Below are 12,147 nucleotides of genomic sequence, written 5' to 3'. Positions count from 1 at the left end.
GCAGCCTGGCCACGCTGACCGCGCTGGTCGCTGCGCTGGGTGCCGGCCTGCAGTGGTCGGCCATCGACGGGCCGTGGCGCGCAGTGACGGCACTCTCTTCAGCACTGGCGGTGGTATTCGGTCTGGGCGCTGCCGTTGCCGGCTACCGCAGCGCGCGCGCGCAGCACGCCTTGTCACAACGCCTGGAGGAAGCCGACCTCGCGCGTGAGCGCCTGCAGCAGGAACTGCAGCGTCACGGCGCGCTTGAACAGGAACTGTTGCGCGCCAAGCAGGCCGCCGAGGCCGCCACGCTGGCCAAGGGCGAATTCCTGGCCACCATGAGCCACGAGATCCGCACCCCGCTCAACGGCATCATTCCGATGCTGGAACTGATCTCCAGCGGCCAGCTCAGCCTGGACCAGCGCGACATGCTGCAGACCGCCACCGGCAGCTCGCTGCAACTGCTGCGCATCGTCGACGACATCCTCGACTACTCCAAACTCGAAGCCAACAAGCTCGAACTGGAGATCACCACCTTCAACCTGCGCGAGCTGCTCGACGGCGTCGTGCAGCTGCTGCAGCGCACCGCCGAAGGCAAGCAGCTGCGCGTGGGACTGGATATCGAACCGTCGGTGCGCCTGCTGGTGCGCGGCGACCCGATCCGCCTGCGCCAGGTGCTGGGAAACCTGATCGGCAATGCGATCAAGTTCACCGAGCGCGGCAGCGTCGACATCCAGCTGCGTCGCCTGGGCGAGACCCGCGCCCAGCATCTGCTGCGCTTCCAGGTGCGCGACACCGGCATCGGCATCGCCCCGGATCAGCAGGCACGCCTGTTCCGCTCCTTCGCCCAGGCCGACGCCTCCACCACGCGCCTGTACGGCGGCACCGGCCTGGGACTGGCGATCTGCAAGCGCATCATCGACCTGATGGGCGGCCGCATCGGCGTGGAGTCCGAGCCCGGGCGCGGCGCCACGTTCTGGTTCGAAATCCCGCTGCTCAAGGTCATCGGCGACCTGCAGCAGAACGCCGGCGCCGATGCCGCGCGAGTGATGGTGATCAGTTCCGACACCCGCCTGTTGCAGCGCCTCAAGCGCCTGCTGGACAGCTGGGGCGTATCGCACGTGCTGATGGAAACCACCCAGGAAGCGCTGGAGCGGGTGCGTCGCCACAGTGACAGCGAAGGCTTCCGCTGCGTCATCGCCGACCACGACACGCTGCGCTACAGCGCGCGCGCCGTGCATCGCGCACTCGCGCGCCCGGACGACCTCAGCGGCGCACGCCTGATCTGGCTGTACGGCGACGAGCCGGTGCCGTCCGAGCTGCAGGACAATGCCACCCTGGTGCCGCGCCAGAGCCCGGACGAGACCCTGCGCTCGCTGGTGCTGCCGCCCGAGCCGAGGCCGGCCCACGCGGCCACGCTGGCCGCGGCGATGATTCCCGAGCCGATGGCGCCGGCGCTGGCCAACGCGCGCGATGTACGCATCCTGCTGGTGGAAGACAACCCGGTGAACCTGCTGGTCGCGCAGAAGCTGCTGGCCGTGCTCGGCTTCGACGCGGATACCGCCACCGATGGCGAAGCCGCGCTGAGCAGCATGGAGTCCACCCGCTACGACATGGTCTTCATGGATTGCCAGATGCCGGTGCTGGATGGCTATGCCGCCACCCGCCGCTGGCGCGCGATGGAAACCGAAAGCGGCGGCCGCCCGATCCCGATCGTGGCGATGACCGCCAACGCCATGGCCGGCGATCGCGAACGCTGCCTGGCCGCCGGCATGGACGACTATCTGTCCAAACCGGTTGCCCGCGAGCAGCTCGACGCCTGCCTGCAGCGCTGGCTGCCGCGCCAACCGCTGCTGCCTGGCCCGGCCATCGGCAGCCAGGCAGCAGGCGATCACGAAAGCGTCAGCGCCACGCAGGCGCGCGCCCTGCCGATCCTGGACAACAGCGTGATCGATGAGCTGTACGAGGTGGCGGGCGCGGACACCATCACCATCCTGCAGCTGTTCCTGGAAGACGCACCGGGCATCATCGAGCGCCTGGAAACCGCAGCCACCAACCGCGACAGCATGCAGCTGCGCGATCTGGCGCATACGCTCAAATCCTCCAGCGCCAATGTCGGCGCCCAGGCGCTGGCCAATGCCGCGCGCCGGATCGAACTGGCCGCGCGCACCGGCACCATCGAACGCCCCTCGGTGATGGTGGCGCTGGTCATCGCCGAATACGCACGCGCCCGTCTGGCGCTGCTCGGCCAGGTCGCTCGCCTGCAGGCCAAGGCCCGCACAGCCGGCTGAACCGCGCAAGCCTGCAGCGGACGACAACAACCGCCAGGCAACACAGTCGAAGACATCCCGCGAAGAAAAATTCCGCCCTGCTCCGCCGCGGCGAAAAGGCAGGGCTTGCGCGCCACTGGCGTGCGTGCCCTGGAGCGCCTGCGTCGCAGACGCGGACCCGGGGGCGCGGAAAGAGGCGGGGGTTGAGGTGCGCGCAGCCAAATGCGGCCAGCCACAGCGACAGCACGACACCCATGCAGCGCCTGCATGCTCCCCAGCAGTGCAAGCGCCTACTGACTCACCCTATTGCGCTGGTCCCGACCCAACGCCGACCAGCACCGCGCTGAGCGCCCTCAGTCGTCCAGCTTGGTCAGCAGGTAATTCGGCTCGCCGATGCGCGCCACCAGATCCAGCTGCGTTTCCAGCCAGTCGATGTGCTCTTCTTCCGATTCCAGGATGTCCACCAGCAGCTGGCGGCTGACGTAGTCGTTGACGGTCTCCGCATAGGCGACGGCCTCGCGCAGCACAGCGACCGCCTCACGCTCCAGCGCCAGATCGCAGCGGAACATCTCGGTGGGGTTCTCGCCGATGCGCAGCTTGCCCAGCGCCTGGAAATTCGGAAGTCCTTCGAGAAACAGGATGCGGTCGGACAGCTTGTCCGCATGCTTCATCTCGTCGATGGATTCCTTGTACTCATGCTCGGCCAGTTCTTTCAGGCCCCAGTTCTTCAGCATCTTGGCGTGCAGAAAGTACTGGTTGATCGCAGTGAGTTCGTTGTAGAGCACCTTGTTGAGGTACTCGATGACCTTGGTATCGCCCTTCATGCGATGTCTCCGAGACAGTGAGCCGGCCGCACTGTAGCGCGTTGCCGCGGCGCATGAAGGAACGCGAATCGTGATCAGTTGCGCGACGCCTACCCGATCCCGGGTGGGCCGTCATCCGGCCTGTCGCAACAGCGGAGCTCCCATCGATCATTCGCCGAATGATCGTTGCAGATTGCCGATCGACCATGACTGCAGTCGATCCCGAACCGACCGCGTGACCGGCAGCGGGGAAGGCGACCTATCGATTGCGCGTTGGTGGCGCGAGGGGAAAACTGCAGTGGGAGCCAGCGACCCCGGCGACCTGCTTTCAGCAGCTGCTGTCGGCAACGTGCCGGAACACTCAGGCAGCGCTGGCAAGTCCCAGCATGGGCAGCGGCAGGGCGCGGCTCGCATGGGCCTGGCTCAGCACGTCGCCCGCCATTTCCAGGCACGACCCACAGTTCGAACCACAGCCGGTGCGCATGGTCAGCTCGGCCAGGCTGGCGCAGCCATTCTCGGCCGCTTCGCGGATCTGGTGGTCGGTGACCCCATTACAGATGCAGACGTACACGGTATCGGTCGGGTGCTGGCGATCCGGAGAGGACCGGCGCTGATTGCACCGCAAACGAGAATAGGTGTCAATTCCAAACGTTAATCATTATTAATCCGTACCGCACGAGGCCCGCCCCGCTTGCGTGGACGCTTGCGCGGACTGTCGTGCCCGGCCGCGCTGCTGCCCGGCAACCAGGCCTCCAGCGCGCGCTCGGGCATCACCCCGACCGCCGCAGAGCCCGCGATGGTCTGCGCCAGCGGAGCAAGATGACGCAGCGCGCGCGCATAGACCCCACGCTTGAACATCACCACATGCTCGACCGGATACCAGAAATCCACCCAGCGCCAGTGGTCGAACTCCGGCGTGTCGGTGTGGTCGAGCTTGAGATGGGATTCGTGGCCGGTGAACTGCAGCAGGAACCAGACCTGCTTCTGGCCGATGCAGACCTGACGCTCATTGCGCCGCACTGCCCGGCTCGGCAGGCGATAGCGCAGCCATCCGGGGGTGGCACCGAGCAATTCGACATGCTCGGGCAACAACCCGGTTTCTTCGCGCAACTCGCGGTACATGGCTTCTACGGGTGTCTCATCGGTATTCATGCCACCTTGCGGGAACTGCCAGCCGTCCCTGCGCACACGTCGTGCCCAGAACACCTGACCATCCTCTCGCATCAGCACGATGCCGACGTTTGGCCGGAAACCGTCCGGATCGATCACGATGCGGACTCCTGAAAATCTACTGTCACCGACTCTGCCACGGCGACGGCCGGCTCACAAGCTGAAAACGAAATGCTTGACAACACGCGGGCGCTTGGTAAGAATTACCGGCTCCCTAGGCTATGTAGCTCAGCCGGTTAGAGCACAGCACTCATAATGCTGGGGTCGGTGGTTCGAGTCCACCCATAGCCACCAAGGTTTTCAGGCCCACCTGGGCATGCAATACTCTTGGTTCAACACGTTTTATTGCCCCGTCGCCAAGCGGTAAGGCACCTGACTCTGACTCAGGCATTCGGTGGTTCGAATCCATCCGGGGCAGCCAAACACGAAAGGTCCGATCTGACGATCGGGCCTTTTTTGTTGCCCGATTACTGCTTGCCGGCATTCGTGCAGCAAGCATTCCCGCCCCAAGGCCGAACAGCGATCACCGAAGGCGACATGCACCCTGGTCGAAAATGGATCCCGGGTCAGACAGGCACCAATAGTCAGGCACAGAGCCCGGCCACCGCGGCATCACCCCATGCCGCCGTGCGCAGGCGCAGCGGCCGGTACACACGAGATGACCAGCCAGCGTTTGCGAAAGTCACCAGACCTGGGCAAGGAAAAATCTGCCTCGACATAGCAGGCCACCGACTGCAGGCGCCCACTGCGCAGGCCCCAAAAACGACAAAAGCCCGGCATGGCCGGGCTTTTGAAGCAGGCGCCCCGGCGAACCGGGACGCAACAAACGCAATGGATCAGCGCTTGGAGAACTGGGTCGCGCGACGAGCCTTGTGCAGACCAACCTTCTTACGCTCGACTTCGCGGGCGTCACGGGTCATGAAGCCGGCCTTGCGCAGCTCGGACTTCAGGGTTTCGTCGTACTCGACCAGTGCACGGGCGATGCCCAGGCGGATCGCACCGGCCTGGCCGGTGGTGCCGCCGCCGGAGGCGGTGACCAGGATGTCGAAGCTTTCGGTGTTCTTGGTGAGTTCCAGCGGCTGACGCACGATCATGCGTGCAGTCTCACGGCCAAAGAACTCGTCCAGCGGACGGTCGTTGACGGTGATGTTGCCGGTACCCTTGCGCAGGAACACGCGAGCGGTGGAGGACTTGCGGCGGCCAGTGCCGTAGTTTTGCGTGATAGCCATGATTAGATATCCAGAACTTGCGGCTGCTGGGCGGCGTGCGGATGCTCGGCACCCGAATAGACCTTGAGCTTGCGGTACATGGTGCGGCCCAGGGGGCCCTTCGGCAGCATGCCCTTGACGGCGATTTCGATCACGCGCTCCGGGTGGCGCTGCAGCGCCTGCTCCAGGCTCTCGGTCTTGAGGTTACCGATGTAGCCGGTGAAGCGGTGATACTTCTTGTCTTTCAGCTTGTTGCCCGTGACCACGATCTTTTCGGCATTGATCACCACGAGGTAATCGCCGGTATCGACGTGCGGGGTATAAACCGGCTTGTGCTTGCCGCGCAGGCGGCGGGCCAGTTCGGTGGACAGACGGCCGAGCGTCTTGCCGGCGGCGTCAACGAGATACCAGTCGCGCTGGACGGTCTCGGACTTGGCGGTGAACGTAGTCATGAGAAAACTCTTGAGTGGTCGGGCGGATTGCAGCGGCAATGACCGCTGGAACTTTGCCACGCGTTGTGAAGGCGAAACAGAAGAGGCGGGATTGTACGGGACGATACAAGGCCACGCAAGTCGCCGGCCGGCCGGAGCGTTGGCGGTTGGCAGCGGCTCGGTCCGGGGCCAGAATCGGCGCATGACCCAGATCTCCTCTTTCCGACTGCATGGCCCGCTCGACCGGCTGCTGGTCGAAGCCCAGCGCGCGCTGGACACGGTATTCGGCAATCCGCCTGCCGAGCGACCCAACCCGGCCGCCGACACGCCCGACGTCGCACTGGAACCGGACCAGCGTCGCCACGCCGCCGGCTTGATGCGGATCAACCACGTCGGCGAAGTCTGCGCGCAAGGCCTGTATTTCGGCCAGGCCGCGGTCGCCCGCGATGCCCACACCCAGCATCATCTGCTGGAGGCGGCGCAGGAAGAAACCGACCATCTGGCCTGGTGCGCCGACCGCCTGCACGAGCTGGACAGCCGCCCCAGCCTGTTCAACCCGCTCTGGTACGCCGGCAGCTACGCGCTCGGCGCCCTGGCCGGATTGCGCGGCGACGACTGGAGCCTGGGCTTCGTGGTCGAAACCGAGCGCCAGGTCGAGGCCCATCTGGATGAACACCTGGAAACCCTCCCCGAGGGCGACCAGCGCAGCCGCGCGATCCTGCGCGTGATGAAGATCGACGAGGCCCGCCACGCCGACCAGGCCGAACAGGCCGGCGCGCGCACTCTCCCACCCCCGATCCCCAGCGCCATGGCCCTGGCCTCCAAGCTGATGAAAGCGGTGGCGTACCGGCTGTAGCCGGGGGATTGGGGATTGGGGATTGGGGATTGGGGATTGGGGATTGGGGATTGGGGATTGGCGGCTGGCGGCTGGCGGCTGGCGGCTGGCGGCTGGCGGCGCCCAGCAAACCATGCCCCACATCTCGCAAAACCCCACTGAAGCAGAGCCCCCTTCTGTTAAGGGGGCGCGCCGAAGGCGGGGGGATAGGCTGCTACGAAGTGGGGCCCAAGGTTTGCTACGCAAACCTTGGGGGGTCAGGCCCACGCAGTGGGGCTGACCACGCAGGGCTGACCACGACTACCCCACCAGCTTCAGCCCGATCACCCCGGCCACGATCAGGCCGATGCAGGCCAGACGCGACCACGACGCGCTGTCGCCGAACAGCGCGATGCCGGCGATGGTCACGCCCAGCGCGCCGATCCCAGTCCAGATCGCGTAACCGGTGCCGACGGGAATGGTCTTCAGTGCCTGGGTCAGGAACCACAGGCTGATGCCCGCCAGACCGATCGTCAGCACGGTCGGCCACAGGCGGGTGAAGCCGTCGCTGTACTTCAGGCCCATGGCAAAACCGATTTCGAACAGGCCGGCCAGCAGCAGATAGATCCAGGGCATCGCATTACTCCTCACTTGAAAACGCACAAAAAAAAAGCGGCCCAGTGTTTGCACACTGGGCCGCCGTCGGCTGTGGAACGCGAGGTCATCGCGTGGCGGGCCGTCCCGCCTTGGTTCTTTCGCGCGCCTGCAGGCAGGTCGCGCAACAGCTCGCTCGCTGCGCTTACTCGCTCAGGTTGCGCCCGTGGAACAGTTCTTCGATCTCGCGCTTGAGCAGCGTTTCGATCTTCATGCGCTCCTTGAACGAGAGATTCTTGGCGCGCTCCTCGAACAGGTACTGGTCCAGGTCGAAGTCCTTCAGGTGCATCTTGGTATGGAAGATGTTTTCCTGATAGACGTTGACATCGAACATCTCGTAGCGCGACTTCACGTTCTTGGCGAGGAAGTGCTGGATCGAGTTGATCTTGTGATCGATGTAGTGCTTCTTGCCCTTCACATCGCGGGTGAAGCCACGGACGCGGTAATCCATGATCACGATGTCCGACTCCAGACTCTCGATCAGGTAGTTCAGCGCCTTCAACGGCGAGATCACGCCGCAGGTGGCGACGTCGATATCGGCGCGGAACGTGGCAATGCCTTCCTGCGGATGCGTCTCGGGGTATGTATGGACAGTGATATGACTTTTGTCCATATGAGCGACCACGGCATCGGAGATCAGCTCCTTGCCGGCCTGCTTCTTGTCGATGACGGGCTCTTCCGAGATCAGGATCGTGACCGATGCGCCCTGCGGATCGTAGTCCTGTCGTGCGATATTGAGGATGTTGGCGCCAATGATCTCGGCAACATCGGTCAGGATCTGCGTCAGACGATCGGCGTCGTACTGCTCATCGATATATTCGATGTAGCGCTGACGCTCCTCTTCGGTACGCGCGTAACAGACGTCGTAGATGTTGAAGCTCAACGCCTTGGTGAGGTTGTTGAACCCCTGTAGCCTCAGGCGAGGCAACGGCTTGACCACGTCGGTCTGTCCTTATGGAAGGCGGGAAAGGAAACAATTATGAGCCAAAGATCCCAGCAACGAAATGCCGACGTTAAGAATGGTTTACCTTGCATGACTCATGCCGTTAAGCTTCAGGAATTACACGCGGAACTACCATGAGCCCAGGAAACACGACGGTTGTGACTACGACGGTACGTAACGCTACCCCTTCTCTGGCGCTGGACGCGGGCACGATCGAGCGTTTCCTGGCGCACAGCCATCGCAGGCGCTATCCGACCCGGACCGATGTGTTCCGGCCGGGAGACCCGGCTGGCACCCTCTATTACGTGATCAGTGGCTCGGTGAGCATCATTGCCGAGGAAGATGACGATCGTGAGTTGGTGCTGGGCTACTTCGGTAGCGGCGAGTTCGTCGGCGAGATGGGGTTGTTCATCGAATCCGATACCCGCGAGGTGATCTTGCGCACCCGCACCCAGTGCGAGCTGGCCGAGATCAGCTACGAGCGGCTGCAGCAGCTGTTCCAGACCAGTCTGTCGCCGGATGCGCCCCGCATCCTGTACGCGATTGGCGTTCAGCTGTCCAAGCGGTTGCTCGACACCACAAGGAAAGCCAGCCGCCTGGCGTTCCTGGACGTGACCGACCGCATCGTGCGCACCCTGCACGACCTGTCCAAGGAGCCGGAAGCGATGAGTCACCCGCAGGGCACCCAGCTGCGCGTATCGCGGCAGGAACTGGCACGTCTGGTGGGTTGTTCGCGCGAGATGGCCGGGCGCGTGCTCAAGAAGCTGCAGGCCGACGGCCTGCTGCATGCACGCGGCAAGACCGTCGTGCTCTACGGCACCCGCTGACCGGTTGTGGTCGCGGCTGGTGCAGCACTGCACCGGCCGCAACTTGAACCGCATGCCGCACGGCATGCGGACTGATGCAGTCGGCGGGCGGCGCCGCCGCGTGCTATGCATTACTAGCTGCTTACCCTTCCCTGCTGCTCCGGCGGGCTTGGCGTGACCAGTAAATCTTGGTGAACAGCCACTGGATGCGCGCGAATCAATCCGTGCGTCTGTGCGGTAGCTGCCAAGTTCGAATACCTGCCGTGCCCGCCAGGCTGCGCGCCGCTACCGGCGCCAGGCGCTACAGCGCCTTGCCACCACGATCGCGACACCCCCAGTTGAGGATCGGCGTGCCGGCCGGCAGCACCTGCCGGAACAGCGCTTCGCGATTAGCCTTCGGATTGACCACCACCGGCGCGCGCGCGGCCTTCAACAGCGGCAGATCCGCGGTGCTGTCCGAATAGGCAATGGCGATGTCGGCATAGCCGCGCTCGCGCAGCATGCGCATCTTCTCTTCGTTGTGGCAGTGACGTCGCGCGGTGACCGCGCCCAGACGCGGGCCGACCAGGCTGCCGATCACCGGCACATCCTGATGGGCGACAAAGCCGAGAATGGCGCGCGCCAGTTCCGGCGGCGCGCCGGTGGCCACCACCACGCGGTCGCCGGCAGCGCGGTGGTCGGTGAACACCTTCAAGGCGTGCGGCAACAGGCGCTGCCGGATCTGCGCTTCATGCTTGAGCACGTACGCATCGATGAAGCGGTTGAACTCGCGCGTGCGGTGCAGGCCAAAGGTGGCGATCCACACATACCCGGACACGCCGCGGCGGCGGGTCGGCAGCATCGCCACCATCGGGCCGAGGATTGGCGAGGCCAACAGCGCCACCAGCAGACGCAAGGGGTTGCGCTTGATCAGCCAGGCGAACAGATGGCTGCCGGAGTCGCCGTCATACAGCGTGTGGTCGAAATCGAAGACCACCAGCGGTGCGTCGTCGCGCGGTACGGGATACGCCTCAGTCATGCGCAAAGAATAGCTGACGCAGCGACTCGCCGGGTTCGGCCGCGCGCATGAAGGTCTCGCCGACCAGAAACGCGTTCACGCCGTGGCTGCGCATCAACTGCACGTCGGCCGGAGTGACGATGCCGCTTTCGGTGACCAGGATGCGGTCGCGCGGCACGGCGGCGCGCATGTCCAGCGTGGTCTGCAGCGTCACCTCGAAGGTGCGCAGATTGCGGTTGTTGATGCCCACCAGCGGCACCGGCACCTGCACCGCGCGCTCCAGCTCGTCGATGTCGTGCACTTCCACCAGCACGTCCAGGCCCAGTTGCATGGCCAGGCCGGAGAGCTCGGCCAGTTGCCCATCGTCCAGTGCCGAGACGATCAGCAGGATGCAATCGGCGCCGAGCACGCGCGCCTCGTAGACCTGGTAGGGGTCGACGGTGAAGTCCTTGCGCAGTACCGGCAGCGTGCAGGCCTCGCGCGCCTGGCGCAGATAGGCATCGGCGCCCTGGAAGAAGTCCACATCGGTCAACACCGACAGGCAGCTGGCGCCGCCGAATTCATAGCTGACCGCAATGTCGGCCGGGTGGAAGTTGGGCCGGATCACGCCCTTGGACGGGCTGGCCTTCTTCACCTCGGCGATCACCGCCGGCTCGCCGGCGGCAATGCTGGCCTGCATGGCGGCGGCAAACCCGCGCGTGAGCGGCAGGTCGGCGCTGCGCGCGATCAGCTCGGCCAGCGGCACGCGCGCACTGCGCTCGGCGATTTCTTCGGCCTTGCGGGCAAGGATGGTGTTGAGGATATCGCTCATCGTATCGGGTCCTGGCGGTCGGGCATTATCGGTCAAGACGGCCGCAACCGGCCGCCACGCGCCAGCCCCCAGCATGCCAGCGGTCATGATCAGGATGCCGCCGCATGCCTGCCGGTGCAGTGGGAGGGGTCAGGCCTGCGAGGCAATCTGCCGGGTGAAGGCGACATAGGCGTCCAGTCTTGCACGTGCCGAGCCATCGGCCAGGACCGCACGCGCACGCACGACGCCCTCGGCGATGCTGTCGGACACGCCTGCCACGTACAGCGCCGCACCGGCGTTGAGCGCGACGATGTCCAGCGCCGGGCCGGGCACATTGTCCAGCACCTGCAGCAGCATCGTGCGCGACTGCGCGGCATCGGCCACCTTGAGGTTGCGGCTGGCCGACATCGCAATGCCGAAATCCTCCGGATGCACTTCGTATTCGCGCACCTGGCCATCGCGCAGCTCGCCGACCAGGGTGCCAGCCCCCAGCGAAAGCTCGTCCATGCCATCGCGGCCCCACACCACCAGCGCGCGCTCGGCACCGAGTTCCTGCAGCACGCGCGCCTGGATGCCGACCAAGTCCGGATGGAACACGCCCATCAGGATATTTGGCGAGCCGGCCGGATTGGTCAGCGGGCCGAGGATGTTGAAGATGGTGCGCACGCCCATTTCGCGGCGCACCGGCGCCACCACCTTCATGGCCGGATGATGCACCGGCGCATACATGAAGCCGATACCGGTCTGCGCCAGCGAGGCGGCGACCTGCTCGGGCTGCAGCTCGATCGCCGCGCCCAGCGCCTCCAGCGCGTCGGCACTGCCGGACTTGGACGAGACGCTGCGGTTGCCGTGCTTGGCGACCTTGGCACCACCGGCGGCGGCCACGAACATCGCGCAGGTGGAGATGTTGAAGGTATGCGAGCCATCGCCGCCGGTGCCGACGATGTCGACCATATGCCGGCGATCACTCACTTCCACGCGACGCGAGAACTCGCGCATCACCGTGGCTGCGCCGGCGATCTCGCCGATGGTTTCCTTCTTGACCCGCAACCCGGTGAGGATGGCCGCGACCATCATGTCCGAGACCTCGCCACGCATGATCTGGCGCATCAGCTCGACCATTTCGTCGTGGAAGATTTCGCGGTGTTCGATGGTGCGTTGCAGGGCTTCTTGCGGGGTGATGGGCATGGACGAGGACCGTGGCAAAACGTGGGAAAGATAGGCGGTAGCGAGCTTGATCGATCAATGCTGGCGCTGCAGTCGCGCATGGCGGCAATGCCAT

General features: G+C 65.0%; 13 protein-coding genes and 2 tRNA genes. 5 read left to right on the top strand and 10 right to left on the bottom strand.

Going from position 1 to position 12,147, the window contains the following annotated elements; genetic code table 11:
* The first annotated feature begins 5 nt into the window (after positions 1-5).
* A complete protein-coding gene (locus AC1PLS_RS02660; RefSeq protein WP_184432971.1) occupies positions 6-2,270 on the top strand; it encodes an ATP-binding protein in 2,265 nt (754 codons plus the stop codon).
* A gap of 332 nt (positions 2,271-2,602) precedes the next feature.
* Here the strand turns inward: AC1PLS_RS02660 and bfr are convergent, their stop codons facing one another.
* The 3 genes from bfr to AC1PLS_RS02645 all read right to left on the bottom strand — a co-directional run bounded on the left by bfr (position 2,603) and on the right by AC1PLS_RS02645 (position 4,321).
* A complete protein-coding gene (bfr, locus tag AC1PLS_RS02655; RefSeq protein ID WP_005990707.1) occupies positions 2,603-3,073 on the bottom strand; it encodes a bacterioferritin in 471 nt (156 codons plus the stop codon).
* A gap of 340 nt (positions 3,074-3,413) precedes the next feature.
* Positions 3,414-3,623: a (2Fe-2S)-binding protein gene (locus AC1PLS_RS02650; RefSeq protein ID WP_024938191.1), complete on the bottom strand. Its 210-nt coding sequence runs from the start codon at positions 3,621-3,623 to the stop codon at positions 3,414-3,416.
* Between the two features lie 80 nt (positions 3,624-3,703).
* Positions 3,704-4,321 (bottom strand): RNA pyrophosphohydrolase, encoded by a 618-nt coding sequence (locus AC1PLS_RS02645; RefSeq protein ID WP_024938192.1) that lies wholly within the window; start codon positions 4,319-4,321, stop codon positions 3,704-3,706.
* 118 nt (positions 4,322-4,439) lie between these two features.
* Between AC1PLS_RS02645 and AC1PLS_RS02640 the strand changes: the two genes are divergently transcribed.
* Positions 4,440-4,516, top strand: a tRNA-Met gene (locus tag AC1PLS_RS02640).
* A gap of 52 nt (positions 4,517-4,568) precedes the next feature.
* Positions 4,569-4,643, top strand: a tRNA-Gln gene (locus AC1PLS_RS02635).
* A 415-nt stretch (positions 4,644-5,058) separates the two neighbouring features.
* Here the strand turns inward: AC1PLS_RS02635 and rpsI are convergent.
* The gene (gene rpsI / locus AC1PLS_RS02630) at positions 5,059-5,451 is read right to left on the bottom strand and encodes a 30S ribosomal protein S9 (protein ID WP_016902423.1); all 393 of its coding nucleotides are present in this window, start codon (positions 5,449-5,451) and stop codon (positions 5,059-5,061) included.
* Between the two features lie 2 nt (positions 5,452-5,453).
* A complete protein-coding gene (gene rplM, locus AC1PLS_RS02625; protein WP_003483082.1) occupies positions 5,454-5,882 on the bottom strand; it encodes a 50S ribosomal protein L13 in 429 nt (142 codons plus the stop codon).
* 181 nt (positions 5,883-6,063) lie between these two features.
* On the opposite strand from rplM, the gene coq7 reads away from it, so the two are divergent.
* The gene (coq7, locus tag AC1PLS_RS02620) at positions 6,064-6,717 is read left to right on the top strand and encodes a 2-polyprenyl-3-methyl-6-methoxy-1,4-benzoquinone monooxygenase (protein WP_054592429.1); all 654 of its coding nucleotides are present in this window, start codon (positions 6,064-6,066) and stop codon (positions 6,715-6,717) included.
* A 279-nt stretch (positions 6,718-6,996) separates the two neighbouring features.
* Here coq7 and AC1PLS_RS02615 read toward each other — a convergent pair whose 3' ends face one another.
* A complete protein-coding gene (locus tag AC1PLS_RS02615; protein WP_003483069.1) occupies positions 6,997-7,311 on the bottom strand; it encodes a DMT family transporter in 315 nt (104 codons plus the stop codon).
* A 163-nt stretch (positions 7,312-7,474) separates the two neighbouring features.
* Positions 7,475-8,269: an adenosylmethionine decarboxylase gene (speD, locus tag AC1PLS_RS02610; RefSeq protein WP_005990692.1), complete on the bottom strand. Its 795-nt coding sequence runs from the start codon at positions 8,267-8,269 to the stop codon at positions 7,475-7,477.
* A gap of 137 nt (positions 8,270-8,406) precedes the next feature.
* On the opposite strand from speD, the gene crp reads away from it, so the two are divergent.
* A complete protein-coding gene (crp, locus tag AC1PLS_RS02605; protein ID WP_024938194.1) occupies positions 8,407-9,099 on the top strand; it encodes a cAMP-activated global transcriptional regulator CRP in 693 nt (230 codons plus the stop codon).
* Positions 9,100-9,379: 280 nt separating this feature from the next.
* On the opposite strand, the gene AC1PLS_RS02600 is transcribed toward crp, so the two are convergent.
* From AC1PLS_RS02600 to trpD, 3 genes are read right to left on the bottom strand one after another with little or no spacing between them, the layout of a single operon-like run.
* Positions 9,380-10,096, bottom strand: a complete 717-nt coding sequence (locus AC1PLS_RS02600; RefSeq protein WP_016902427.1) for a haloacid dehalogenase-like hydrolase — start codon at positions 10,094-10,096, stop codon at positions 9,380-9,382.
* Positions 10,089-10,961, bottom strand: a complete 873-nt coding sequence (trpC, locus tag AC1PLS_RS02595; protein ID WP_439654999.1) for an indole-3-glycerol phosphate synthase TrpC — start codon at positions 10,959-10,961, stop codon at positions 10,089-10,091. The genes AC1PLS_RS02600 and trpC overlap by 8 nt, the downstream gene beginning before the upstream one ends.
* Positions 10,962-11,015: 54 nt before the next feature.
* A complete protein-coding gene (trpD, locus tag AC1PLS_RS02590) occupies positions 11,016-12,053 on the bottom strand; it encodes an anthranilate phosphoribosyltransferase (RefSeq protein WP_046345540.1) in 1,038 nt (345 codons plus the stop codon).
* Positions 12,054-12,147: the final 94 nt, after the last annotated feature.

The organism is Xanthomonas sp. NCPPB 3218, assembly GCF_056725185.1.
Note: the sequence above shows the minus strand (reverse complement) of the source record. Positions and strands in the feature narration are given on the sequence as shown.

Bases quoted from the DNA above. Each gene is read 5' to 3' on its own strand.
- bfr (WP_005990707.1), bottom strand. From the start codon at position 3,073: ATGAAGGGCGATACCAAGGTCATCGAGTACCTCAACAAGGTGCTCTAC.
- rpsI (WP_016902423.1), bottom strand. From the start codon at position 5,451: ATGGCTATCACGCAAAACTACGGCACTGGCCGCCGCAAGTCCTCCACC.
- rplM (WP_003483082.1), bottom strand. From the start codon at position 5,882: ATGACTACGTTCACCGCCAAGTCCGAGACCGTCCAGCGCGACTGGTAT.
- coq7 (WP_054592429.1), top strand. From the start codon at position 6,064: ATGACCCAGATCTCCTCTTTCCGACTGCATGGCCCGCTCGACCGGCTG.
- AC1PLS_RS02615 (WP_003483069.1), bottom strand. From the start codon at position 7,311: ATGCCCTGGATCTATCTGCTGCTGGCCGGCCTGTTCGAAATCGGTTTT.
- crp (WP_024938194.1), top strand. From the start codon at position 8,407: ATGAGCCCAGGAAACACGACGGTTGTGACTACGACGGTACGTAACGCT.
- AC1PLS_RS02600 (WP_016902427.1), bottom strand. From the start codon at position 10,096: ATGACTGAGGCGTATCCCGTACCGCGCGACGACGCACCGCTGGTGGTC.
- trpC (WP_439654999.1), bottom strand. From the start codon at position 10,961: ATGCTGGGGGCTGGCGCGTGGCGGCCGGTTGCGGCCGTCTTGACCGAT.
- trpD (WP_046345540.1), bottom strand. From the start codon at position 12,053: ATGCCCATCACCCCGCAAGAAGCCCTGCAACGCACCATCGAACACCGC.